We start from the raw sequence: 23,574 nt of genomic DNA on the forward strand, positions 1-23,574 counted from the left end.
AGGAGCGTCGAGACTAGGTCGGCCGCGTAGATCGGCGGCGAGGAAAGGGGCGGCTGATCACCTGCCGGAGACGAGCCTTGATCCCCCCAGGTCGATGCCGAACTCCATCAGATAGGCCGACGAGACGGTCACGGGCCCCAGCAGCGCCGCGGCGTCTCCAGCCAGGGTCAATTCGGCGTTCGCCTCGCGGATGCGGTGGATCACGTCTTCATTGTGCCATTCAAGCGTGACGTCGGGCTGATCAGCGAACTGGCGCACGCCGTAGACGCGCAGGAACCTGTGCAGCGGGGTCGTGTCGAGGTCGACCTCTTCGCCAGGGCGGACGACCATCTCGATCTCCCGCCGACCGCCGCGCGCCACCCAGCCGCCGACCGGCGCCCGTGAAGGCCACACGAGACGAGCGACGCCCGCGGGCACGCGGCCGATCTCGATTTGGGCATGCTCTCCGACCCAGCCGCTCAGATGCGCGTGCCGCACGATCTGGCGCGAGTTGAAGTAGGCGGCGGCGAACCAGGTGCCTTCTCCAGCCGGCCCATCGCACGGAATGGCGATATTGGCCTCTAGAAACGAGCGCTCGCGGACCGTGCTCGTCTCGCTGTAGAGCGAGCACCAGACCAGGTAGATGAAGGCCCGGTCGGCGATGGCCGTGAGGGGCGCGGGCAGCAGCTTCGCCACGCGGCCCGGTTCCAGCTCGCAGACCGCGGCGAGCGAGGTCTGTCCGCAGGCGCGTTTGATCATCGATGGATTCACAAGCGTTCTCCGACCGCGAGATCGTAGACCACGCCGAGCGACCAGGCGTCGCCTCGCACCGTGCCCGACCAGCCCATCCCCTCGGCGAAGGTGGCGCTACCGACGCCTGTCCAGAGGTCGGCGACCCGCGGGTCGATAGCGGTTACGAGCCACAAGCCACGATCGATATCGTGGCCGGGCGCCGTCACGTCGCCGTAGCGGACCCTGTTGACCCAGCGCAGCAGGCCCTCGGGAGTTTTGGCCGCCGGCTGTTCGAGGGTGATGTCGAGGTCGACGATCGGCCGTCCGCCGATGGTCCGGGCTGTCGCCGCGCAACCCCGCCCGGGCGCGCCGCCCTCATAGTAGGGGCAGGCGGCGTGGAAGCGGGTCATCTCGACGTCGGCGACGGCGATGCCCCGGTCGCTCTTGGCGCCCGAGAGCATGAGGTAGGGATAGTGGAACGCGGTCGCGGGCTGGCCGCCCACCTCGCAGCCGTAGCCGACCGCGACCTCCGTCCAAAGCGCCTCTTGCGGCTCCAGGGGCTTCTTCGCCCAGAGGTCGAGGTCGATGGAGTCGGCGAACAACAGGACCGCGGGGCCGGTGCGCGGGCAGGCCGGATCGACGATCAGGTCCTCGAGGCCCTTCGGGGGCTCGAAGGAAAGCACGAGCAAGTCCTGGCCTATCTTCATCGCCTACGCCTCGTTCGACATGTGACGCCCTATGCCTGGCCCAACCAGGTCGACCGGCTGACGGTGTCGCGGTATTCCTTGATCGTCAGCAGCACGATGATCACCGCTATGACCGTCGCCACGGTGTTGACGGCCATCAGGCCCAGACCGACGCCGTTCGGCCCGGGGAAAAGGGTGTCGGACAGGAACCCGACCGCGAACGCGCCTCCGCCCAGGGAGATCAGGCCGGTGACGAGGGTGAAGAGGCCCGTGACCTGTCCGCGCAGTTCGTTGGGCGTGATTTCGTTGAGCCCCGCGAGCGCCGCGACGTATGACCAGGTGCCAGGGACCGTGACCAGGATGAAGCCGAGGTAGGCGAGCGGCGCCGTCGGAGCCGCGCACATCAGCGCCCCGCAGGTCATCACGACCAACCCTTGGAAAGCGATCACCAACAGAGGGCCGTCTTGACGGCCACGCTTGCGCAGCCAGTTCAGCACCCATCCGGCGCTCAGGCTGCTGAAGACCCCGATCGGTAGGAAGCCGACCCCGAAGGCGACGCTGACTTCGCTGGCGCTCCAGCCATAGCGCCGGATGAAGTGCGTCGGCAGCCAGGCCAGTTGGGCGTAGACCGTGATCATGATCAGGGCCGCGCCGCTGATCACCGCGAGGTAGGCGAAACGGTTCTTCGCGAGAGCCTGCTTCAGGGACATGGAGGACCCGGTCGCGACCGCGCCTTTTTCTCGACGAACGGGTTCGCGCACCGTGGTCAGGGCCAGGATGGCCAGCAGTAGACCAGGCACGCCGACGAGGATGAAGACGATCTCCCAGTTCTTCATCCCCGCGAGCATCGTCCAGCCCAGCCCCTTCACGAAGCCGGAGAGGTGCAGCGCCACGGCCCCCAGAAGATAGGCTAGGCCGATGCCCAGCGTGCTGCCCAGCATGAAGACGCTGAAGGCGCGTCCACGGCGTTCGGGCGGGAAATAGTCGGCGATCAGCGACGCCGCGGCGGGCGAAACGCTCGCCTCGCCGATACCCACGAAAATTCGGGCGATGAAAAAGCCCATGAAGTCGCGGGCGTAGGCGCAGGCTATGGTCGCCAGGCTCCACACGCAGATGCCCGCGGCCAGGAGCGTGCGCCTGCTGTGGCGATCGACGAAGCGGCCAAGCGGTATGGCGAACAGGCTATAGGAAACGCCGAAGGCCGCGCCTTGCAGCACGCCCATCTCGGTGTCCGTCAGCCCAAGGTCGGTCTGGATTGGAATGACGAGGATGCCGATGGCGATGCGGTCCAGGATCGCGAACGCGTAGGCGAACGCCAGGACGGCGACAACGTACCAGGCTCGGACGGGCGAGGGCCAAGGCGCAACGCTGGTGGGGGCGCTCTCGGTCGTCATAGTGCGTTCCCGCCGATGAGCTCGGGATTGGGCAGGATCACGACCTTGCCGTCCCGCGCCGCGCCGCTCTCCATTTCGTGACGCATGGCGTCCTTGAAATCACTGAGCGGATAGGTCGCGGCGATCTTGGCGACGAGCAGGCCGTCCGCCGACCAGTTGGCCAAGGACGTCATCATCTTCTGCTTGTCGTCGACGGACAGGTCGACCTCGAAATAGGGAGTGCAGAATCCGCGCAACGTCAGGTCCCGCATCAGGAAAAGGTCGCCGGCCACCTGGCAGGGTTGGCCCGACATCATGCCGTAAACCGCGAGCACGCCTCCAATGTCCAGGCTCTCGGCCATGCGGTTCGTCGCCGCGCCGGCCACCGCGTCGATGCCATAGCGGATTTTCGCGCCGCCGGTGGCTTCCGAGACGCGTTCCCGCAGATCGTCGCCGTCGACCACCACCTTGTCCGCGCCTAGCGCGAGCAGATCGGGAACGAGTTCCTGGCGCCGCACGACATTGATGGTCTTCAGGCCCAGTTGCTTGGCGATGCTGATGTTGAACCGGCCGCAGCTGGAATTCGCCGCGTTCTGAAGGACCCACTCGCCAGGCTTCAAATCAACGACGCGTGTCATCATCGCGTAGCTGGTCGCGCCGTTGATCGGCATCAGCGACAACTGCACCGGATCGCCGTGATTGACGGCCTTGGTCAGCTTCTCGGTCTTGACCTTTACATACTGGCTGAAAGTGCCGCCGCGACGGGGAAGAAAGACGCGATCCCCGATCTCGAAGCCGCCGTCGGCGCCGATCTGGGCGATGCGTCCGCACGCTTCGATGCCGGCCATGGCCGGCGGCGCGGGCGCCCACTGGGGCAGGCGCCCCTCCATGTAGAAGAGGTCCGCCATGTGGATCGGCGTGGCCTCGATCTGCACGATCGCTTCGTCGGCCTGCGGGTCACCTAGATCAATCGTATCAAGTTCGGCCACCTCGAGAGGGGCGCCGTTGCGCTTATAGACGACCGCCAAGGTTTTCATCAGGCCACTCGCAAGTTCGAAGAAAGCACACTCAGGTTCGGTCCCGGGGCCGCCCGCCAGCGGCGTCCCCGGGACCTGTCAGACTAGTAGTTGAAGCTGATCCGAGCCATCACGACGCGAGGGTCGGCCGGGTAGCCGGCCACTGACGGCGAGGTGGCGTTGGCGACCTGCAGTACAGCCGCGTAGTACTTCTCGTTCGCGAGGTTCTTGCCCTCGACCGAGAAGGTCCAATGGCCGTTCGGGGTCTGATAGGCGACCGACGCGTTGAGCAAGCCGCGCGAGCCCGTCTTCTCGAGATCGACGGTGTTCGACACGTTGTTCCAGTAGCCGGAGATGTAGGTCCAGCCGCCATTCAGACGGATCTTGCCCTGGATGTCGAGGTCGGGGGTGTAGGTGAAGCCAGCCGAGGCCTGCGTCGGGATGAGCGCCTTGATCTCGCGATCCTGGCAGTTGCGGATGACGTTGTAGGCGTCGCTGCAAGAGAACGGCGCGGTGTACTTGCCGTCCTGGTGCGAGAAGGAGCCGTAGAGCTCGAGCGCCTGGTTTGGCCGATAGTTGGCCTCCAGTTCGATGCCCTGGACCCGGGCGCCCGTCGCGTTGGACGTATAGGTGTTGACCGTTCCGGGGAAATAGACCGGCAGTTGCAGGCCGTTGTACACGGCCCTGAAGATCGCGCCGTTCAGACGGAAGCGATTGTCGGGCGTCTGGTACTTGAAGCCAGCTTCGTAGCTTTTGACCTTTTCCGGATCATAGGCGATCGGGCCGCCTTCGATCCCCGTACCGGTATTGGTGTTTGGCGAGATGGCGTTGAAGCCGCCGCTCTTGAAGCCCTTGGTGAAGGACACATAGGTCATGAACGACGGTTGGATCTGCCATTCCAGCCCGATCTTCGGCGTCCAGGCCTTCCAGTCCTGCTTCGCGGCCTGACCGTAGGTCCGCTGCGTATAATAGGCCTGCGTGAATTTGGTCTGTTCGTAGGTGTAGCGAAGACCGCCCGTCAGCCCGACGGTGTCGGTGATCTTGAACGTCCCCTGGGCATAGGCCGCCGCGGCGTCCGTCTTGCGATACAGGTTCTTGGGCGGCGACGTGATCGGCTCGAAGTCGTAGGCGTTTTCGTTGAAGTAGTAGACTCCCACGACGCCCTTGAACCGTTCCGTGTCGTAGCTCGCGTTGAACTCCTGGCTCCAACTTTTGTCGTGAATGTCGAAGTCGATCAGGATCGGCGCGGTGTTCGTCACCATCACCAGCGGAATGATCAACCGATTGTTCAGGCGCCGATAGCTGCTGATGGAGTTCAGGGTCCAGTCGCCGACCTCGTAGCGGGCCTGCACGCCGGCGCCCCAGGACGTCAGGTTGCCGTAGTGTTTCCCGGTGATCTCGGTGGTGAACGGATCGCGGTCGGGCTTGGCGAGCGGAAAGGTGACCCCAGGATAGTTGGTCAGGTTGACGCCCGTCAGGGAATGGGACTTGTCCTTGGTGTAGTCGGCGGTCGCCGTGATGGTGAACCTGTCGGTGGGCGTGTAGTGCAGCTTCCCACGCGTCGAGATGAGGTTGCGGTTGTTCAGCTTGTCGCCGGTGATCGTGTTCTCCACGAGCCCGTCTCGGCGGCGGTAAAGCCCGCTGATCGAGGCGGTGAGATTGTCCGCGAGCGGACCCGCGACATAGGCGCGGGCGTCAAGGGTGTTGAAGCTGCCGTAGGCGACGTCGCCTGACACCTCCGGTGTCTGGCCGGGCGTCTTGGTGATGATGTTGATCGCGCCGCCCGAGGCGTTGCGGCCATAGAGGGTGCCTTGCGGCCCCCGCAGCACTTCCACCCGATCCACGTCGGAGAAGTCGAACAGCGCGCCGTTGGTGCGCGGCATATAGGCGCCGTCCACGTAGATCGCCACGGCCGGGTCGGCCAGGATGCCGGAGTTGTCCTGCCCCGCACCGCGAATATAGATCCGGGCCGCGTTGGACACGGCGGTCGGGGGCGAGATCAGGGTGTTGGGAAGGCTGTTGCTGAGGTCGCGAACGCTCGTGATCTGACGGTTCTTGAGCGTTTGGGCGGTGAGGGCGGTCACAGCCACGGGCGAGCGCTGAAGGTTCTCGGACGTGCGTTGAGCGGTGACGATGATTTCTTCCAGAGCGCTCTGATCGTTCGCTTGATCCTGGGCCCAGGCTCCAGGCGCCGATAGCAAAGCTGCCGACGAGACCGTCGCGAAGACTGTAATTCCCATATAAATGGAAGACTTGCGCCTATAGATCTTAGTCATTTTTCTACGGTCCCCTTCTGTGTCGCGTATATTGGTGCGTTTTTATAAATCCGTAACTTTGGAGTGCGAAAATCCAAGGCGCGGCTCGGCGCCAATTGATGATCTCATCACGCAGACTATGTGCGGGTCTTCGGATTTGAACCTGAAATAAGGTACATGATCGTCTATCGGATATGCGCTCCGCCCACGCACAGAAATCACGAGCACGGATCAGCAGAAAAACGAAGCTCAACGCCAGTCAAAGCGCCGGCGTCATCACAACCTGTCCTTGTCTGAAATTTTCTGGAGCGCTCAGGGACTCTCGATACCAGGCGTGATCTTCCTCGCCCTGGCCTTTGATGGGCCGGGCGAGGCGAACCAGGCTCAGGCCTGCTCGCTCTCCGCGAATAGATCCGCGGCCTCGCCGGCCGTGACCGCCGCGAAGCCGCTCGCGCCCGCCAGACCGGCGAGCATCCGGCGAAGGGACGCGATCCGGAAAGGCTGGCCAGCCACATAAGGCGTCAGCGTGAACCCGAGCACCCGGCCGCCGAAACGCTCGGCGTCGCCTGAAAGGTAGGCCTGCGCGGCCAGAACCTGATCGGCCCATTGGTCCTCGGTCTGGCGTCGATCGTTCAAAAGCGCGCGGTCATCCAATTCGTTGGAGATAGGCAGCGAAAGGATCCCGCCGGCCGGCGTCGCCATCGGCAGCGGAACCTCGTCCGACTCCCAATCCAGGCAGACCTCGAAGCCCGCTCCGGCGAGCAATTCCAGTGTGGAGAACGACTGCTGACGAGCTGGGCTCATCCATGTCCTGGGCGAAAGTCCCGCCTCGGCGAACGCCGCCTTGGTCTCCTCGATCCAGGCGTTCTCGGTCTCGCGGTCCAGGCCGCCCCAGTGGATGTGATCGGTGTCGACTCCGTAGGCCGCCACCTCGTGGCCGTCTTCCAGGATCGACTCGATGAGCGGCTTCAACCGCGGCAGCAACACGGCGTTGATCGGGAAGGTAGCCTTGAGACCTTCCCGCTTGAGGGCGTCGAGGATGCGGAAGACACCGACGCGAGCGCCATAGTCGCGGGTGGTGTAGTGGCGCAGGTCCGGATAGGGCGTGACCATCGCGCCCGGATGCTTGAACGGCTTGCCCGACGGATTGAGCATGTGATGCTCGAGCGGAACGACGATGACGCCAAGCACCGACGTTCCGCCTGGCCAGGCGATCCTTGGCCGCGAGATCGCCGGCCGCCAGTCGTACAGCGATTGGTCCATGCCGTAGGCGCGATGCGGATAGTCCAGATATTCCGAGGGCATCGGCATCGGTCAGTCCTCCGTCAGTTCGAAGCCGGTCCCGCCGGTCGCCAGTCCTCTGGCCTCGATGTCGGCGACCGTCTGGTCCCAGTACTGTTCGCGATAGACCTGGGCGATCTCGGCGGCGGTCGCGAACCAGACGTCGGAGCCGTGGTCGACGATATGGGTCAGGGCGTCTTCGAACGCGCGGATGCGGTGTGGCTGGCCGACCAGATAGGCGTGAAGCGGGATGCACATCACCGTGCCGCTGCGGTCGCCCTCCTCCAGCAACTGGTCGAAGTGCCGCTTCAGCACCTCGGCGTAACGCCAGGGATCCATGGCGAGCGCGCCATAGGTGATGACGTCGTTGACCTCCAGCGAATAGGGCATCGAGACGAGACGCCCGCTTTTGGTCTTCAGCGGCTGCGGCTGGTCGTCCTGGAAGAGGTCGCAGGTGTACCAGAAGTCGTATTCCGCCAGCAGGTCGAAGGTCCGCTCGGTGTGGGTGAGCGCCGGGGCCAGATAGCCGCGGATCCGCTGCCCAGTGGCGCTCTGGATCGAGCGGATCGAGTCCTCGATGATAGCCCGCTCCTGGGCTTCATCCATGCCGTAGGAGTAGCGGGTGTTGTAGATGCCGTGGGAGAAGAACTCCCAATTGCGCTTGGCGCAGGCCTCGATGATTTCCGGATGGTGGTCGATGAGCGCGGTCGACAGCGAGATCGAGCCGCGCAGGCCAAAGCGATCCATCAATTCCATCAGCCGCCAATGACCGACGCGGTTGCCCCAGTCGCGCTGGGAATAGCCGACCACATCCGGGGACGGTTTGGGCCAGCCCGGCCGCGACGGGTTCTTCGGCGGGTCGAATTCGTAGAACTCGATGTTGGGCGCGATCCAGAAGGCGAGCTTCTTGCCGCCTGGCCAGACGATCTTGGGCCGGTTCCGATACGGCCAATAGTCGTAGAGGTTCGGATCGGCGCGCATGGACTCAGCGCTCCGCGGCCGCACGGTAGAGCTCCAATTTGAGGCCTGGATCGTAGCGATCTCCGAGCGTGGCCATCTCGTCGATGCCGAGGCGCTCGTTCAGTCCCTTGAAGTCGAGCATGCTGCGCAGCATCGGCTGAGTGGAGCCGTTTTCGCGCAGGCTCTTCAGGAAGACTTCGGCCTGATGCACCAGATTGCGCACGAGCGCGCCCGGCGAGATCACCAGCTTGAAGCCCATGTCGGAGAGCTGGGCCAGGGTGAAGGGCGGCGTCGTTCCTCCCTCCACCATGTTGGCGATGAGCGGAACGCCAGGCAGGGCCTTCACGATGGCTCTCATCTCCGCCTCGGTGCGCGGCGCCTCGACGAAAATGACGTCGGCTCCGGTCTCGCGATAGCGCACCGCCCGCTCGATCGCTTCCTCGAAGCCGATCACGGAGATGGCGTCCGTTCGCGCGATCACCAGGGTCTCGGCGGACTCGCGGGCGTCAAGCACGGCGGCGAGCTTGCCGCACATCTCCTCCACGGAGATCACCGTCTTGCCCGCCAGGTGGCCGCAGCGCTTGGGGAAGGACTGGTCCTCGATTTGCATCGCCGAGGCCCCGGCGCGCTCCAGCAGCTTGATCGTGCGGCGAGCGCTGATCGAGCCGCCGAAGCCGGTGTCGGCGTCGACGATGATCGGCACGGACACCCGTTCGCGAATCCGCGCCGTCACGTCGACCACATGGTCGAGGCTTACGAGCCCGATGTCGGGCCTGCCCAGCTGGGTGTAGGAGATCGCCGCGCCCGAAAGATAGACCGCCTCGAACCCGGCGTTCTCGATCATCAGCGCCGAAAGAGGATCGTAGGCCCCGGGGGCGAGAAGGGCCTCACTCCCGGCCAGCCTCTGCGACAGGGTTTTATTCATCGTCGGACTCCGGCGCCGCCAGACGGCGCTTTAGGTGCGGCAATAGCCCGCCGTCGCGGATCATCGCCATGATATGACGGGGGAGGGGCTCGAGCTCATAGGTCTTGCCCGTCGTTAGGTTATCGAGGGCGCCTTCCTCCAAGCGGATCTGCAACTGATCGCCTGGCGAGATTTCAGCCGCCTGTCGGAACACGACCGCCGGGACGCCGAGATTGATGGCGTTGCGGAAGAAGATTCGCGCGAACGACGTCGCCAAGACCGCCGAGACGCCCAGCAGCTTCAGTGACACCGCCGCCTGTTCGCGCGATGACCCCATACCGAAATTGGCGCCGGCGACCACGAGATCGCCCTGACGCACGCTGGAGGGGAAGGACGGGTCGAGCGCCTCCAGGCAATGGCTGGCGAGTTCCCGAGCGCTGGATTTCATGTAGGCGCCGGGCGCCAGGAGGTCGGTGTCGACATTGTCGCCGAAGACGAACGCGCGGCCCATCACGCCGCTTCCTGTTCGAGAAGCTCGCGGGGATCGCTGATCGCGCCCACGACGGCGGCGGCGGCCACCGAATAGGGCGAGCCCAGGAAGACCTTCGCGCCCGATGAGCCCATGCGGCCCTGGAAGTTGCGGTTGGTCGAGGAGATGCAAACCTCGCCCTGAGCCAGCACGCCGGCCCCGTAGCCCGCGCAGGCGCCGCAGCCGGACGGCATCAGCGTGGCGCCGGCTTCCATCAGCACCGAGAGCGTGCCGTCGGCGGCGGCCAAGGCCGTGGTTTTCGACGAGGCCGGCGCCACGAGCAGCCGCACGCCGGGCGCGACCTTGCGGCCCTTGAGCACGGTCGCGGCCATGCGCAGATCCTCGATCTTCGCCCCCACGCAGGCGCCGATATAGGCTTGGTCGATCTTCTGGCCGGCCAGCTCACCGACGTCGAAGGTGTTGGCCGGTGAGTGCGGCGCGGCGATCTGCGGGGCGAGTTCCGATGCGTCGAAGACATGGGTCGCGGCGAAGACGGCGTCGGGATCGGAGGCGAGCGCCAGGGCGGCGACTTCGTCCTCCACAGGACGACCGCGCTCGCGCAGATAGGCGAAGGTGACGTCGTCGGGCGCGACGACGCCCGTCTCGGCTCCGAGTTCGGCGGCCATGTTGGCCAGCACCATTCTTTCGGGCATGCCCATGGCCTCGACGGCGGTCCCCGCGTACTCGATGGCGCGGAAGGCGTTGTCGAGGCCGAGCGTCTTGCAGAGACGCAACATGACGTCCTTGGCCGAGATCCCGCGCCGCAAGCGGCCGTTCAGGATCACGCGCACGGTCTCAGGGCATTGGAGCCAGGTCTCGCCTGTGGCCACGATGCCCGCCATGTCGGTCGCGCCATAGCCCGCCGCATAGGTTCCGAAGGCGCCGGCCGTCGGCGTGTGGCTGTCCCCGCCGGCGATAAAGGCGCCGGGGCGGATCAGGCCGTGGTCGGGCAGGAGCAGGTGGCTGATGCCAACCATGTCGAAGAAATTGCGCACGCCATAGTCGCGGACGAATTCACGGGTGACGCGCAGGATCTCGGCGGTCTCGGCGTCGACGGCGGGAACGTAGTGGTCGGAGACGATGACCACCTTGTCGGGGTCCCAGAGCCCGACGCCGAGCTCCTCGAGCATCGGGCGCCAACGGCGCGGGCCTGAGGAGTCATGAGCGAAGGCCAAGTCGACCTTGGCGGTCACCATCTGGCCGGGTTTGACGCTGTTCAAGCCGGCGGCGCGCGCGATGATCTTCTCGACCATTGTCATCGCGGCCCGGCTCTCCGCATCCCCGATCGCACCAGGCAACAGCTTGCTCTCCCCGCTCCTTCGCATCATGGGCCCACCCTAAGCGGCGGCGCGGATCCGTATAGGTCGAAGCTACAGCCTTATCCGCTGTGCGACCAAGACCGTCTCCGAACTGGCGATCCGGCCGGGCTCGGCGGAGTTGGAACGCGAGCACGAACCGATAGCGGCCGATCCCAAAGTCCGGCCAGAGGAGCATCCATGTCCGCCGCCCCGGGGCAAAGCCAGAAGACGTTTCGCTGGGAAGATCCATTCGACCTCGCCGCTCGACTCACTGACGAAGAGCGGATGATCTGGGAGACAGCGCGGCAATACGCCCGCGAAAAGCTCATGCCCCGGGTCGTTGAGGCCTATGCCGAGGAGCGCTTCGACCGAGAGATCCTCACGGAAATGGGCGCGTTGGGCTTCCTCGGCCCGACCCTGCCCGAAGAGTACGGCGGCGCTGGCGTCAGCCACGTCGCCTATGGGCTCATCGCCCGCGAAATCGAGGCTGCCGATTCCGGCTATCGGTCCGCGATGAGCGTGCAATCCTCACTCGTCATGTATCCGATCCATGCCTTCGGCTCCGAGGCGCAGAAGCGGAAGTTCCTGCCGGCCATGGCGGCGGGCGAGGTGGTGGGGTGCTTCGGCTTGACCGAACCCGACGGCGGCTCCGATCCGGCCTCCATGCGCACGGTCGCCAAAAAGGTTGACGGCGGCTATGTGCTCAATGGCGCCAAGATGTGGATCACCAACAGCCCCATCTGCGACGTGGCCATCGTTTGGGCCAAGCTCGACGGCGTGATCCGCGGCTTCCTTGTCGAGCGGGGCGCGGAAGGCTTCAGAACACCCACGATCCGCAACAAGCTGTCGTTGCGCGCCTCCGTCACTGGAGAGATCGCGCTGGCCGACGTGTTCGTGCCCGAGGACATGATCTTGCCGGGCGTATCGGGCCTGCGCGGGCCGTTCTCCTGTCTCAACAAGGCGCGCTACGGGATCGCCTGGGGCGCCATGGGCGCCGCCGAGTTCTGCCTCCACGCCAGCCGCGACTATGTCTCCAGCCGCTCGCTATTCGGGCGCTCGCTCGCGTCGCGTCAGCTCGTCCAGAAGAAGCTCGCCGACATGCAGACCGAGATCGCGCTCGGCTTCGAAGGGGCCTTGGCGCTCGGCCGGCTGCTCGACGAGGGGGCGTGGGTTCCCGAGGCCATCTCGATGATGAAGCGCAACAACTGCGGCAAGGCGCTCGACATCGCCCGTGTCGCTCGCGATATGCACGGCGGCAACGGAATTTCCGGCGAGTATCACGTCATGCGTCACGCCGCGAACCTCGAGACGGTGAACACCTACGAGGGCGCCCATGACGTCCACGCCCTGATCCTGGGCCGCGCCATCACCGGCGAGAGCGCCTTCTAGAATGACCCGCAAGCAAGGGAGTTGAACCGATGACGGATCTTGTCTTCGAACCAACCATGGTCCGCGAGCACAAAACCGCGCGCGAGCTCTACGATGTCGTGAAAGCCAACCCCGCCCGGGCGCGGTTCGGCTTTGGCGAGAAGCTGGCGATCATGAATATCGACTTTCAGCAGGCCTATACGCGGCCCGATCTGTTTCCGAAGAGCGCCTATGTCACCGACCCGAGGCAGATCGAACACACCAACCGCATATCGGCCCTCGCGCGCGCCAAGGGCATGCCAGTGATCTGGAGCCGCGTCGCCTATAAGCCCGACGGGGGCGACGCGGGCGTCTGGGGTACGCGAACCGATACGCCAGATTCCCTGCAGAACATTAAGTACGAGAGCGAGCGCCATCTGTTCGATCCGCGGGTGGAGATCGACGAAGCGCGCGACCTCGTGTTCACCAAGCGGATGCCATCGGCCTTCTTCGAGACGCCGCTGGCCAGCTACCTCGTCTGGCACAAGGTCGACACCGTCGTGATCACCGGTGGCTCGACCTCGGGCTGCGTGCGGGCGACGGCGGTGGACTCGCTCTCCCACGGCTACCGCACCATCGTTCCGGAGCAGTGCGTCGCCGACAAGCATGAGAGCTACCACTTCGCCAATCTAACCGACCTTCTGCTCAAGTACGCCGATGTGGTTGATGTCGGTGAGGTCGAGGCCTGGCTTTCCGCGCGGTAGTCAGATCGCGCCCTTCGACGCCAGGCTGTCGAGCGCGTCCTCCGAAAGCCCCAGGCGTTCGGCCAGAACGGCGCGGGTGTCGGCGCCCAGGGCCGGCGGCGCCAAGCGATACTCCAGCGGCGTCCGCGAAAGCCGGATCGGCGAGGCGACGGTGCGGATCGGCGCTTCAAGGTCGTCGCGGGCCTGCTCGACCACGGCGCCGCGCGCGATCGCTTGAGGTTCGGCGAAGGCCTGGGCGACCGAATTGATCGGGCCGCAAGGCACGCCGGCGCGATCGAGCAGTCGCGCCCATTCCGCCGTCGTGCGTCCGCGCAAATGCGACCTCAGGACCTCCACGAGCTCGGCTCTGTTCCTGACGCGCGAGGCGTTGGTCTGGAACCTCGGATCGGTCGCCAGTTCGTCGTCGCAAAGGGCCGCGAAGGCGCGAAACTGGGCGTCGTTGCCGATCGCCAGGACCAGGGCGCCGTCAGCGGTCTCGAACACCTGATAGGGAACCAGGTTCGGGTGAGCATTGCCCAGCCGCCCGGGCGATCGCCCCGAAGCCAGGTAGTTCGACGCCTGGTTGGCGAGCATGCTCAGCTGGACGTCGAACAAGGCCAGATCGATGTGCTGACCCTGCCCGGTCGCCCGCACGTGCAGCAGGGCCGCCAGGATCGCGGTCGCCGCGTACATGCCGGTGAACAGGTCGACGACGGCCACGCCCGTCTTCATGGGCTCGTCGCCCGGCGCGCCGGCGGGTTGGCCCGTGATGGACATCAGTCCGCCCATGGCCTGGATCATGGCGTCGTAGCCAGCGCGACTGGCCTCCGGCCCCGTCTGGCCAAAGCCGGTGATCGAACAGTAGATCAGCCGGGGGTTCAGCTTGGCGAGACTGGCGTAGTCGAGACCATGGCGGCCGAGTCCGCCCACCTTGAAGTTTTCGACGAGAATGTCGGCCTGCATCGCCAAGGCGCGGACGATGTCTCGACCTTCCTCGGTCGCCAGGTTCGCGGTGACCGACCTTTTGTTGCGGTTGGCCGAAGTGAAGTAGGCCGCGTCGCGGCGCGCGTCCGCCTCGTTGTCACCGTCGAGGAACGGCGGGCCCCAGGCGCGGGTGTCGTCGCCCGCGCCAGGCCGTTCGATCTTGACCACTTCGGCGCCCAGATCGGCAAGTGTCTGGGTCGCCCATGGCCCCGCGAGCACGCGCGTGAGATCCAGCACCGTTACGCCCCTAAGAGGTCCCAAAAGCCCGCTCTCCTAATTTGGCGAGAACACTAGCGTCACCGGGGCGGTCGACGAGGGGGCTCGCGCGCGCTACCCGAACTGCGGATAGCGGCGCACGGAAGGCGTCAGGATTTCACGACTCCGATGGGCCGAAGCCGGCGCGGTGGCGTGAGGCCGCTCAGCGCCCGCGGCGCGGCTTGCGACATAGCGTTCAGGAGGGCGAACGGGCTCAACGCCATCGCATAGCCGAGATCTTCCAGCACCGCCGCCGTCATACCTTCGCCGCGGTCGAACTCGAGGTCGTAGATCAACGGGATGCGGCCGGCGAAGTGCGCCGCCACCCGCTGTGCTGACGCGCGATCCGAAGCGCGATCCACCAGAATCAGGTCGGCGCCGGCTTCGAGATAGGCCTCCAGGCGGTCGAGCGCCGCGGCCAAGCCTTCAACACCCGCGGCCTGGGTGCGGACGATGATCAAGGCGTCCGCCCGCGTGTCGAGAGCCGCCTTGAGCTTACCGATCATGTCGGCCGGACGGACGACAATGTCGCCAGCGCCCTCCTGCGCGCTGCCGGGGCTGACGGCGTCCGAGATGTTGATCGCCGAGGCGCCGGCGCGCTCGAACAGCTTAACCGTCCGGATGACGTTGAGCGCGTTGCCGTATCCAGCCTGGGCGTCGACGATCAAAGGCAGATCGGAGCTTTCGCGGATGGACCGCGTGAGGTCGGCGATCTCTCCGAACGTGACCTGATCCTCGTCGGGGCGACCGTACCGGGCCATGGCCACCGTACGGGGCGACAGACCGAGAGCGACGGCCCCGGCTTCGGCGGCGATACGGGCGCTGAAGGCGTCCCAGCAGCCCGGCGCCGCCAGCAGGCCGCCGCCGCCCCGCGCGCGCGCGGCCACCATGGCTTCGAAGTTCGACACGTGGGCCTTTGCGGCCATGCTCGTCAGTTCCCCCGAGAGTCCAACGGGAAATAGCTTTGTAAGCATAGGGAGAGCTTTCGAAACCGTCACGCGTTGGGTGCCTAACCCTCGGCGGGCGCCCGCAACTTAATCCGCTTAGCCGCTGGTCGGTCGTTTAGGCGAGCCAAACTTCCTATCCGGCTCGATTGAAGTTCAAATTTTATCGCCTGGCGGATAAATATGGCTAAGCGGTTCGCGAGCGTGGAATCCGGCACAGAGTTTCGAACAATGTTCTGAGGAGAGCTCGCCAAATGGAAAAAGGCGTTCCCATTCGGTCCGTTACCCGAAGCCTGGCCGTCCTGCGGGCGATCAACCGCGCCGGCTCCTTGTCGATGATGGATATCGCCGTTCAGTCGAAGGTTCCCTATCCGACCGCCTGTCGGATTGTGCAGACCTTGCTGCACGAGGGCATGATCGAGCGGGAGCCCGCCAGAAAGCACTATCGCCCGACGGCGCTCGTTCAGACGCTCGCCAGCGGTTACCAGGACTTCAGCCGGGTCACCTCAATCGCGCGCCCCCATATCGTCGCCCTGACGAAGAAGCATCTCTGGCCGATGTTGATCGCCACCCGCGTCGGGCAATCGATGATGGTGCGCGACAGCACCCATGCCCTGACATCGTTGAGCTTCAACAACTACCATCCTGGCGACACCTTCCCCTTGCTCGAGTGCGCGTCCGGGCGGGCCTACATGGCGTTCGCCACCGAAGAGGAGAGGGCGGGCATTCTGGAGAGCATCGACGAGGTCGGGCCGGGAATCGATCCGCATACGCTATCGCTGTTCCAGTCGGGCATCCTGTTTGAAGAGATCCGCGACGCGGGCTATGCGACGCGCGCCAGGAACCGCTTCACCTCCACGCCGGGCAAGACGTCCTCGATCGCCGCGCCCATTTTCGAAGACGGCGTGGTCTGCGGCGCGTTGACGCTGGTGTTCTTCTCTTCCGCGATAAAGATGGACGAGGCCGCCAGCCGCTACGCCGACGATCTGATCGCGGCCGCCCGGATGATCAGCGATGAGCTGCGGGACGTTCAGGGCCGCGCGGCCGCCTGACGCTATCCGACAGGCGGCGCCGGGCGCGGCCATTTTCGGCCCTACGCCTGCCGGTTCCACTCCGGCATCTCGGCGGCCTCGCGCGCTGGCGGGGCTTGAGCCACCTTGCCGTAGACGACCTCTAGGTCCTGACCTCGTGCTTCACGGTCCCGCCGACGAACAGGTAGGCGACGCCCGTGCTGATGAAGTTGAAGCCGAGGATCACGCCCAGCGAGATCAGAGAGGTCCCAGGCAGGCCCGAGACGATGGCGAGCGACAAAAGGATGCTCGTCACGGCGGACACCAGCATCCAGGCCCAGCCCTTTTCGGGCCGCAGATGGAACGCCAGCATCATTTCGAACGCGCCCTGGACCATGAAGAGCGCGCCAAGGCAGATGGTCAGGCCAAGCGCGCCGACGTCCGGGCGCATCAGAATGAAGACGCCCCCGGCGATCGACAGGAGCGAACTCAGGAGGGCGCCGAAGAAGGGGCCCGCCTCGCGGATCGAGAAGGACGCGAACAGCGTCGCCAGGCCGAAGATGAAGACCAGCCAGCCCACGAAGGCGGTGGCCACCAGGGTCGAAAGAACGGGGAACACCAGCGCCGCGATCCCGACCACCAGCAGCGCGCCGCCGAGCCACATCAGGCGGTTGGCCCCTTTTTGGATCTGAACGCCAAAGGGGCTCTCGATATGCGAGGTGGTCATGACTTTGCTCCTCTTGACCATGCGGTGCGGCCTCGGCGCCCAGCGCCGCCAAGCCGACGGATGCGCCTGTCCGATCGGGCTCCCATCCGAGACCCCACAATGCGCGGCGGGCGCGGCTCCGTATTGATCGCCGTCAAGCTTCCCCGCGGGCGATGCGGGACGTCATGGTGCGTTGGAAGCAGGGAACGGTGCGCGGGCCTTCGAAAGACGGGCCCGGGTCAGGCTTTGGAGGCGCTCAGGCGGCCTCGGACCGGGCGGTTTCGAAATTCGACGGCGTTGTCTGTATCCGCCGCGCCAGTCGCGCCTGGATCCGTTCCCAGGTCTTCAGCTTGATCGGCTCGCCCTTGCGCAGCTTGGTCCAGGTCGTCTCGCTGATCCCGTAGACGTCGGTCAGGTGCTCGCGGGTGATCGCCGGCAGGGCGGCCTTCAGGGCTTCGAAGCGCTCGAGGCTAATGGTGATGGTCTGGATCACGTCGAACTCCAATGGGCGTCTAAAGAGGCGCGGCCGGCGCCCGGGAGGACGGCGCCGGCCGCTGACGATCGCTTGGGGGAAGCGATCGTTATTCGCGTCCCGCCGAGGCGGGCTTGCGGTAGTCCAGAGCCGGCGGGCGGTCGCCCAGCATGGCCTTGTAGGCGAAGTTGGGGCCGCGACGCTGGTCCAGTTCGGCCTTCGCCTTCTTGACGACGTCGGGATTGGAGAAGAGATCCGCGCCGGTCAGGGCCAGGGTCTTGGCGGCGTTGACCGCGCCCTTGACGCCGATCGAGGAGCCGGCGGCGGCCACGTTCTGCCAGCTGTGTCCGGCCGAGCCCGGAACGAAGGTGGCGGTGCCCAGGCCGACGGTCGGGGTGACCCAGCTGATGTCGGAGACGTCGGTCGAGCCGCCGCCGCCTTCCAGCTCGATCTTGTAGGGTTCGATCGTCTTGACAGTGTCGATCGACGGCGCGCCGGGCAGGGTCTCCTGCATCTTCTTGGCGAAGGCCTGCTCCTCGGGAGTCCAGGTAATGCCGCCGACCTTGCGCAGGTTGGCGTCCATGACGCGGCCAAGGGTGTCGTTGGGCAGCAGGGCGTAAACGCCGCCGGTGATTTCCTTGTCGACCGTCGTGCCGGTGGCCAGGGCCGCGCCCTCGGCGGCCTTCTCGACCCGCGACCAGACGTCCTTGACGACGGCGGGATCGGGGTGGCGGACGTAGTAATAGACCTCGGCGAAGTCGGGGACGACGTTGGGCGCGGTGCCGCCGGCGGTGATCACATAGTGGATGCGCGTCTTGTCGGGGGTGTGCTCGCGCAGGAAGTTGGTGGCCACGTCCATGACCTCGACGCCGTCCAGCGCCGAACGGCCCTTCTCGGGCGCGCCGGCGGCGTGGGCCGAAATGCCGTGGAAGCGGAACTTGCCGCTGATATTGGCCATCGACACGCCCTGAACGGCCGAGTTCGCGTTGGCCGGATGCCAGTGCAGCGTGGCGTCGACGTCGTTGAACAGGCCGTCGCGGACCAGATAGACCTTGCCCGAGCCGCCTTCCTCGGCGGGCGTGCCGAACACGCGCAGCTCGCCCTTGATGTTGTTCTTGACCATCCAGTCCTTGATGGCGACGGCGGCGCCGACCGAGGCCGCGCCGAACAGGTTGTGGCCGCAGCCGTGGCCGGCGATCTGGCCAGGGATCGCGGTCTTCACCGGCGCGGCGGTCTGGGCCAGGCCGGGCAGGGCGTCGAATTCGGCGAGGATGGCGATGACCGGGCCGGCGCCGTTCTTGAAGCTGGCCACGAAGGCGGTGGGTTCGCCCGCGACGCCGGCCTTCACGTCGAACCCGGCCGCCTTCAGCTGGCCTTGCAGCAGGGCCGAGCTCTTGACCTCCTGATAGCCGACCTCGGCGAAGCCCCAGATCTTCAGGGCCGCGTCCTGGATCTGCGGGGCGTCAGCGTCGACGGCCTTGAGGATCTGGGCGCGGGCGGCGTCGCTGAGCGGCGCGGCTTGGGCCTGGGTCATGAGCACGCCCGTCGCCATGCTGGCGGACAGAAGGGCGAGCTTCAGAGCGGAAAGCTTCATGGAACGGTTTCCCCGGTGGCGAAGGACGACGCCAGACAGGCGCCCATCTATACGACGTAGGGCGAAGAGCGCTCCTCACCTGGAGCGTGAAAAATTTGTCGGGCCGCGCGGCGCGTCAGGCGCGGGGGCGCACCAGTTCGACCCGCTCGCCGTCGGCGCGGCCGACGTCGGCTAGGCCGTAGGTCTTGAGCGCGGCCACGAACGCGTCGATCTGACCCGTCTTGAAGACGCCGCTGACCGGCGTGGCCCCCAGGCCCGGATCGGCCAGCATCAGCTTGCGCTCGGAGAAGCGGTTCATCTCGGCGACGACGGCCGACAGCGGTTCGCCGTCGAACACCAGCCGCCCCTTCAGCCAGGCGGATTCCTTGGCGGTGTCGACGGCCGAGATCAGCCAGTCGGCGGGATCGGCGGCCACGAAGCGCGAGCCCGCCGACATCTCGACGCGCCGTTCGCCCCCCTGTCCATTGGCGGGCGCGTCGGCGGCGATGCGGACCCGGCCCTCGACCAGCGTCACCGACAGCTTGCCCGGCTCCATGCGCACGTCGAAGGCCGTGCCGACGGCGGTGACGCGCTTGTCGCCGGCCGCGACCACGAAGGGGCGCGAGGGATCCTTGGCGACCTGGAAGAAGGCCTGGCCGCGCAGCAGCGTCAGCCGCCGCTCCTCGGCCCAATGGTTCACCCGCACGGCGGAGTCGGTGCTGAGGGTCACCACCGAATTGTCCGCGAGACGGAAGGTCGAGCGCTCGCCTACCGCCGTGCTGAACACCGGTTCGTCGGCGGCCGGCGCACGCGAAGCCTCTCCGCTCAGCCAGCGCTTGCCGACGATGCCGCCGCCGACGGCGGCGACCAGACCGGCGGCCGCCAGGCCGAGGGTGCGGCGATTCCAATGCGGACGCCTTTCGCCCGCGCCCAGCGCATCGGTGCGCAGGGCCGCGAAGGCCGGATCGCGCTCGATGGCGGCGAGGTTGTTCCAGGTGCGGTCGAGATCTTCCCATGCGGCGGCGTTGCGGGCGTCGGCCTTCAGCCAGCGCTCGAATTCCCGCCGGTCGCGCGGCGGCACGTCATCGCCTTGCAGTCGCGCGAACCAGAGGGCGGCCGCGCTATCCGGGTCGTCGTGTATCTCTTTGCCCGACGTGGTCGACGTCATCCTGGTCTCGCAGACGCGCGTGCAGGTGACGCAGCGCCTTCATCACATGTTTCTCGACAGCGCTGACGGAGACCCCCAGGCGCTGGGCGACGAGCTTGTAGCTCATCTCCTCGAAGCGCACGAGAATGAAAACCCGTCGCGTGCGTTCCGGCAGCTCGTTGAGGGCCGCCATGGCGCGCGCCATCTGCTCACGTCCCTGTAAGACGCGTTCGGGCGAGACTTCATCAACGGGATGATGAATTTCTTGCAGTTCGCAGTGGTCGGACCGCCGACGGGTGCGGTCGCGCCGTCCGCGATCGATCAGGACATTGGCCGCGACCTCGAAGAGATAGCCCTCGACATTGGTCACCACGGCGCCCGGCTGTCGCTTCTGGATCCGGAGGAGAACCTCCTGCACCAGATCCTCGACGTCGTTGGCGTTCGCGCGACGGGAGAAGAAGGCGCGCAGCGCCGGCGTGAAGCGCGCGCCGCTGTCCGACAGGTCGCGAACCTCCCCGGGAGGCTCGGCGGGCTTGCGGCCCCAGATCATTGTTTACGCCCCGACATGACCGTCAGGTGAAATTGCGGTCTCGCCCCTGTCAAGAGAGGTTCCCCGAGCGAGGCCACGAGGGCGCAACCTGTGACCGGTTGCCTATTGCCTATGCAATACGCGATCTTGCGCCGTCAGGAGACGCCGCGAAGCACGGCGGGCCGGCGAAGTAAGGCATGGTGCGCGCCCTCGACGGCGTGAGATTCCAGGCCGCCAGGGGAGGTCGGTATTCGTTGTTGCCCAGGGTCAGAGGCTCGGAAGCGCGCGCGAGGCGCGGCGCCGTCTTGGCCTTGCTGTGCGCCACGGCCCTGACAGCCGCGGCGACCGCGGCGGCGGCGGCGATCGCCGCGCCGCGCCGCCCGGACGCCGCCCTCCGCTTCGACATCCCCGCGCAACCATTGAGCCAGGCGCTAAATCAGCTGGCGCTAAGGAGCGATCGCGAAATCCTGTTTTCGCCCGCCCTGACCCAGGGCAAGCGCAGCGAGCGCTTGAGCGGGGTGTTCACGGCGGAGGCGGCGCTGCACCAGCTGCTGGCGGGGTCGGGACTCACGGTCCAGCTCGAAGGGCGCAGCTTCCTGGTGCTGCCGGCCGCCCAGCCGGCGAGAAGCTCGGCGGCGACCGCGCGGGCGGCCGCGCCGCCACCGCCGTCCGTGGCCATCGATTCGGTCGTCGTGACGGCCCTGAAGCGCTCCAGTCTGGCGCGGCAGACGCCGATCAGCATGACCGTGCTCTCTGGCGAGCAACTGTCGCGAGCGGGCATAGTCGACCTGGAGAAGGCCGCGCCCCTGCTGCCGGGTCTGAAGCTGATCTCCACCGCCTTTGGCCGGCGCCTGGTGTTGCGGGGGGTCTACGGGGCTGGCGAAGCGACGACGGGGCTCTATTACGACGAGACGCCGATGACCGGACCGGTGGGCACCACGGCTGATCCCGGGGTGATGGCGCCGGAGCTGGCCCTGGTCGATGTCGACCGCGTCGAACTTTTGCGGGGACCGCAGGGCACGCTCTACGGCTCGGGCGCGATGGGCGGGGCGCTACGGATTCTGTTCAAGCGCCCCGAACTCTCGGCGGATTCCGCCTCGGTCGGCGCTGCGCTGTCCTCCGCCGCTCACGGCGGGCAAGGCGGTGGGGCGAACGCGGCGTTGAACCTCGTCGCGATCCCCGAGACCCTTGCCCTGCGCCTGACGGCCTACGACCAGCGCCAGCCCGGTGTGATCGACAATGTTCGGCTGGGGCTGAAGGATGTCGACGCCAGCCGCGTGCGGGGCGCGCGGCTGGCGGCGTTCTGGGCGCCAGGGTCGCGGTTTTCGGCCCTGGTGTCGGCGACGCATCAGGCGAGCCGCCGCGACGACATCTCGGCCTGGAACGACACGGCCGGCCCCTGGCGGACCGTCCACGCCGCTCGCGCGCCCTTCGACGGCGACATCGACCTGACGGCGGCGACCCTGAAATGGCGTGGCGACGCGGTGGATCTCACGGCGGTGTCGTCCTGGTACCGCTGGCGACTGACCCGCCGCTCCGACTACAGCGGCGTACTGCTGGGCGAACGAACCAACGCGGCCGGTTGCGCGCGGATGTTCCCCCTGGCCCAGGCCTGCGACGCCACGCAGATGGCCAGCTACTCGGCCTATGTCGACAGCGTCTATCCGGCGATCCTGAACCAACCGGCTGAATTGACCGCCCGGATCCACGAAGTCCGGGTCTCGTCGGTCGGCGAGGGGCCACTGACCTGGACGCTGGGCGCCTACCGCGAGGTGCGCGGCGACTCCATCGACAGTCAGGTGCGGCACGTGGATCCCGATACCGGCGCCCTGGCCGAACCGCCGGTGCTGATCGGCCGTCGCGACATCGAGAACCATCTCACTCAAAGCGCGGTCTTCGGCGAGATGTCCTACGCCATCGCGCCTCGGACCCAGCTGACCCTGGGCGCGCGGCGCTTCGACTACCACAAGCGAGACCGTGGCGCGGTGCAGGTCGCCAATGTCGTTTCCGGCACCTGGGCCGACTATGCGATCGACGCGCGGACCCAGGAGCAGGGCTGGAGCCTGAAGGCGCTCGCCAGCCGCCAGTTCGGACCGGGATTGTTCGGCTACGCCCAGGTCTCGCAGGGCTTTCGCCCCGGCGGCGTCAATGTGGTGCCTGGACTGCCCGAGACTCTTGCCGTCTATCGCTCGGACCGCCTGAACAACGCCGAACTGGGGTTGAAGGTCCAGAGCGCCGACCGACGCCTCACCGGCAATGTGGCGCTGTATAGGATCGCTTGGCGAGACATGCAGTACGCCGCCCAAACCCAGAACCGCGCCTTCAACTACGTCACCAATATCGGCGCGGCGCGCATCCATGGGTTGGAGCTCGAGGCCGCCGCCCAGGGCGTGATGGGTTGGACTCTGGCGGGCTCCCTGACCGTGACCGACGCGCGCCTGACCGCCGACCAACTGACCAACACCGCGATCGGCCTGGGGCTGGAGGGCGACCGCCTGCCGATCGTACCCCGGATGACGGCCTCGGCCTCGATGGAGCGTCGCTGGGCCCTGCCCGGCGACCTTGCCGGCCGGCTTCGCCTCGACGGCTCCTATGCCGGAACCGCGCGCTCGGCCTTCAACGCCGCCAATAGCGACTATCTGAAGATGGGCGGCTACGCGGTCTTCGGCGTCAGCTTCAGCCTCGAGGGCCGGGCCTGGACCCTTGACCTGTCGCTCGACAACCTGCTGGACCGAGCCGGTCGCGCCACCGCGACGCGCAACACCTCGGGCCCGGTCGAGTATTTCGGCGTGGCGCCGCGCATGCTGCGCGTGGGCGTCGAACGCCGCTTCTGATCCGGGCGCGTCCTTTT

21 protein-coding genes are annotated in these 23,574 nt (G+C 66.5%); 4 read left to right on the top strand and 17 right to left on the bottom strand.

The features are described from left to right. Positions 1-57 precede the first annotated feature (57 nt). The 10 genes from EIK80_RS01800 to EIK80_RS01845 all read right to left on the bottom strand — a co-directional run bounded on the left by EIK80_RS01800 (position 58) and on the right by EIK80_RS01845 (position 10,974). Positions 58-738, bottom strand: a complete 681-nt coding sequence (locus EIK80_RS01800; protein ID WP_125155250.1) for an acetoacetate decarboxylase family protein — start codon at positions 736-738, stop codon at positions 58-60. Positions 739-746: 8 nt separating this feature from the next. Next, positions 747-1,418, bottom strand: a complete 672-nt coding sequence (locus tag EIK80_RS01805; protein ID WP_125155251.1) for a hypothetical protein — start codon at positions 1,416-1,418, stop codon at positions 747-749. 29 nt (positions 1,419-1,447) lie between these two features. Next, positions 1,448-2,791: an MFS transporter gene (locus EIK80_RS01810; RefSeq protein ID WP_125155252.1), complete on the bottom strand. Its 1,344-nt coding sequence runs from the start codon at positions 2,789-2,791 to the stop codon at positions 1,448-1,450. After that, positions 2,788-3,807, bottom strand: a complete 1,020-nt coding sequence (locus EIK80_RS01815; protein ID WP_125155253.1) for a zinc-dependent alcohol dehydrogenase family protein — start codon at positions 3,805-3,807, stop codon at positions 2,788-2,790. The genes EIK80_RS01810 and EIK80_RS01815 overlap by 4 nt, the downstream gene beginning before the upstream one ends. A gap of 83 nt (positions 3,808-3,890) precedes the next feature. Beyond that, on the bottom strand, positions 3,891-6,062 hold the full coding sequence (locus tag EIK80_RS01820) for a TonB-dependent receptor (protein ID WP_125155254.1): 2,172 nt from the start codon (positions 6,060-6,062) through the stop codon (positions 3,891-3,893). A gap of 363 nt (positions 6,063-6,425) precedes the next feature. After that, complete coding sequence (locus EIK80_RS01825; RefSeq protein ID WP_125155255.1) at positions 6,426-7,352, bottom strand: polysaccharide deacetylase family protein; 927 nt, start codon at positions 7,350-7,352, stop codon at positions 6,426-6,428. Between the two features lie 3 nt (positions 7,353-7,355). After that, a complete protein-coding gene (locus EIK80_RS01830; RefSeq protein WP_125155256.1) occupies positions 7,356-8,303 on the bottom strand; it encodes a polysaccharide deacetylase family protein in 948 nt (315 codons plus the stop codon). Between the two features lie 4 nt (positions 8,304-8,307). Then, positions 8,308-9,207: an oxaloacetate decarboxylase gene (locus EIK80_RS01835; protein WP_125155257.1), complete on the bottom strand. Its 900-nt coding sequence runs from the start codon at positions 9,205-9,207 to the stop codon at positions 8,308-8,310. Next, entirely contained in the window at positions 9,200-9,697 is a 498-nt protein-coding gene (locus tag EIK80_RS01840; protein ID WP_125155258.1) for a 3-isopropylmalate dehydratase, read from the bottom strand. The genes EIK80_RS01835 and EIK80_RS01840 overlap by 8 nt, the downstream gene beginning before the upstream one ends. Then, entirely contained in the window at positions 9,697-10,974 is a 1,278-nt protein-coding gene (locus EIK80_RS01845; RefSeq protein ID WP_125155259.1) for a 3-isopropylmalate dehydratase large subunit, read from the bottom strand. Before EIK80_RS01845 ends, EIK80_RS01840 begins: the two co-directional genes overlap by 1 nt. A gap of 237 nt (positions 10,975-11,211) precedes the next feature. On the opposite strand from EIK80_RS01845, the gene EIK80_RS01850 reads away from it, so the two are divergent. Beyond that, entirely contained in the window at positions 11,212-12,402 is a 1,191-nt protein-coding gene (locus EIK80_RS01850; RefSeq protein ID WP_125155260.1) for an acyl-CoA dehydrogenase, read from the top strand. 29 nt (positions 12,403-12,431) lie between these two features. Continuing rightward, positions 12,432-13,124, top strand: a complete 693-nt coding sequence (locus EIK80_RS01855; RefSeq protein WP_199743342.1) for an isochorismatase family protein — start codon at positions 12,432-12,434, stop codon at positions 13,122-13,124. Here the strand turns inward: EIK80_RS01855 and EIK80_RS01860 are convergent, their stop codons facing one another. Both EIK80_RS01860 and EIK80_RS01865 read right to left on the bottom strand, forming a co-directional pair. After that, positions 13,125-14,348, bottom strand: a complete 1,224-nt coding sequence (locus EIK80_RS01860) for a CaiB/BaiF CoA-transferase family protein (protein WP_125155261.1) — start codon at positions 14,346-14,348, stop codon at positions 13,125-13,127. Positions 14,349-14,452: 104 nt separating this feature from the next. Further along, entirely contained in the window at positions 14,453-15,229 is a 777-nt protein-coding gene (locus tag EIK80_RS01865) for an oxaloacetate decarboxylase (RefSeq protein WP_158624624.1), read from the bottom strand. A 311-nt stretch (positions 15,230-15,540) separates the two neighbouring features. On the opposite strand from EIK80_RS01865, the gene EIK80_RS01870 reads away from it, so the two are divergent. Beyond that, positions 15,541-16,338 carry a helix-turn-helix domain-containing protein gene (locus EIK80_RS01870; protein WP_125155263.1) on the top strand — a complete coding sequence of 266 codons (798 nt, stop codon included), beginning with the start codon at positions 15,541-15,543 and terminating at the stop codon, positions 16,336-16,338. A gap of 121 nt (positions 16,339-16,459) precedes the next feature. On the opposite strand, the gene EIK80_RS01875 is transcribed toward EIK80_RS01870, so the two are convergent. The 5 genes from EIK80_RS01875 to EIK80_RS01895 all read right to left on the bottom strand — a co-directional run bounded on the left by EIK80_RS01875 (position 16,460) and on the right by EIK80_RS01895 (position 20,744). After that, positions 16,460-17,023: an HdeD family acid-resistance protein gene (locus EIK80_RS01875; protein WP_158624625.1), complete on the bottom strand. Its 564-nt coding sequence runs from the start codon at positions 17,021-17,023 to the stop codon at positions 16,460-16,462. A 235-nt stretch (positions 17,024-17,258) separates the two neighbouring features. Further along, complete coding sequence (locus tag EIK80_RS01880; protein ID WP_125155265.1) at positions 17,259-17,495, bottom strand: hypothetical protein; 237 nt, start codon at positions 17,493-17,495, stop codon at positions 17,259-17,261. Positions 17,496-17,583: 88 nt separating this feature from the next. Further along, entirely contained in the window at positions 17,584-19,068 is a 1,485-nt protein-coding gene (locus EIK80_RS01885) for an amidohydrolase (RefSeq protein ID WP_125155266.1), read from the bottom strand. Positions 19,069-19,183: 115 nt separating this feature from the next. After that, on the bottom strand, positions 19,184-20,215 hold the full coding sequence (locus EIK80_RS01890) for a FecR domain-containing protein (protein WP_125155267.1): 1,032 nt from the start codon (positions 20,213-20,215) through the stop codon (positions 19,184-19,186). Further along, entirely contained in the window at positions 20,169-20,744 is a 576-nt protein-coding gene (locus EIK80_RS01895) for an RNA polymerase sigma factor (RefSeq protein ID WP_125155268.1), read from the bottom strand. Before EIK80_RS01895 ends, EIK80_RS01890 begins: the two co-directional genes overlap by 47 nt. Before the next feature lie 284 nt (positions 20,745-21,028). Between EIK80_RS01895 and EIK80_RS01900 the strand changes: the two genes are divergently transcribed. Further along, on the top strand, positions 21,029-23,557 hold the full coding sequence (locus EIK80_RS01900) for a TonB-dependent receptor (protein WP_233586399.1): 2,529 nt from the start codon (positions 21,029-21,031) through the stop codon (positions 23,555-23,557). Positions 23,558-23,574: the final 17 nt, after the last annotated feature.

The sequence above is a fragment of the Caulobacter sp. 602-1 genome (assembly GCF_003931565.1).
In the GTDB taxonomy this organism is placed as follows: domain Bacteria; phylum Pseudomonadota; class Alphaproteobacteria; order Caulobacterales; family Caulobacteraceae; genus Caulobacter.

Coding starts and splice junctions, on each gene's coding strand:
- EIK80_RS01870 (WP_125155263.1), top strand. CDS start 15,541: ATGGAAAAAGGCGTTCCCATTCGGTCCGTTACCCGAAGCCTGGCCGTC.
- EIK80_RS01875 (WP_158624625.1), bottom strand. CDS start 17,023: ATGACCACCTCGCATATCGAGAGCCCCTTTGGCGTTCAGATCCAAAAA.
- EIK80_RS01890 (WP_125155267.1), bottom strand. CDS start 20,215: ATGACGTCGACCACGTCGGGCAAAGAGATACACGACGACCCGGATAGC.
- EIK80_RS01810 (WP_125155252.1), bottom strand. CDS start 2,791: ATGACGACCGAGAGCGCCCCCACCAGCGTTGCGCCTTGGCCCTCGCCC.
- EIK80_RS01800 (WP_125155250.1), bottom strand. CDS start 738: ATGATCAAACGCGCCTGCGGACAGACCTCGCTCGCCGCGGTCTGCGAG.
- EIK80_RS01895 (WP_125155268.1), bottom strand. CDS start 20,744: ATGATCTGGGGCCGCAAGCCCGCCGAGCCTCCCGGGGAGGTTCGCGAC.
- EIK80_RS01815 (WP_125155253.1), bottom strand. CDS start 3,807: ATGAAAACCTTGGCGGTCGTCTATAAGCGCAACGGCGCCCCTCTCGAG.
- EIK80_RS01885 (WP_125155266.1), bottom strand. CDS start 19,068: ATGAAGCTTTCCGCTCTGAAGCTCGCCCTTCTGTCCGCCAGCATGGCG.
- EIK80_RS01845 (WP_125155259.1), bottom strand. CDS start 10,974: ATGACAATGGTCGAGAAGATCATCGCGCGCGCCGCCGGCTTGAACAGC.
- EIK80_RS01855 (WP_199743342.1), top strand. CDS start 12,432: ATGACGGATCTTGTCTTCGAACCAACCATGGTCCGCGAGCACAAAACC.
- EIK80_RS01850 (WP_125155260.1), top strand. CDS start 11,212: ATGTCCGCCGCCCCGGGGCAAAGCCAGAAGACGTTTCGCTGGGAAGAT.
- EIK80_RS01830 (WP_125155256.1), bottom strand. CDS start 8,303: ATGCGCGCCGATCCGAACCTCTACGACTATTGGCCGTATCGGAACCGG.
- EIK80_RS01840 (WP_125155258.1), bottom strand. CDS start 9,697: ATGGGCCGCGCGTTCGTCTTCGGCGACAATGTCGACACCGACCTCCTG.
- EIK80_RS01835 (WP_125155257.1), bottom strand. CDS start 9,207: ATGAATAAAACCCTGTCGCAGAGGCTGGCCGGGAGTGAGGCCCTTCTC.
- EIK80_RS01805 (WP_125155251.1), bottom strand. CDS start 1,418: ATGAAGATAGGCCAGGACTTGCTCGTGCTTTCCTTCGAGCCCCCGAAG.
- EIK80_RS01820 (WP_125155254.1), bottom strand. CDS start 6,062: ATGACTAAGATCTATAGGCGCAAGTCTTCCATTTATATGGGAATTACA.
- EIK80_RS01825 (WP_125155255.1), bottom strand. CDS start 7,352: ATGCCGATGCCCTCGGAATATCTGGACTATCCGCATCGCGCCTACGGC.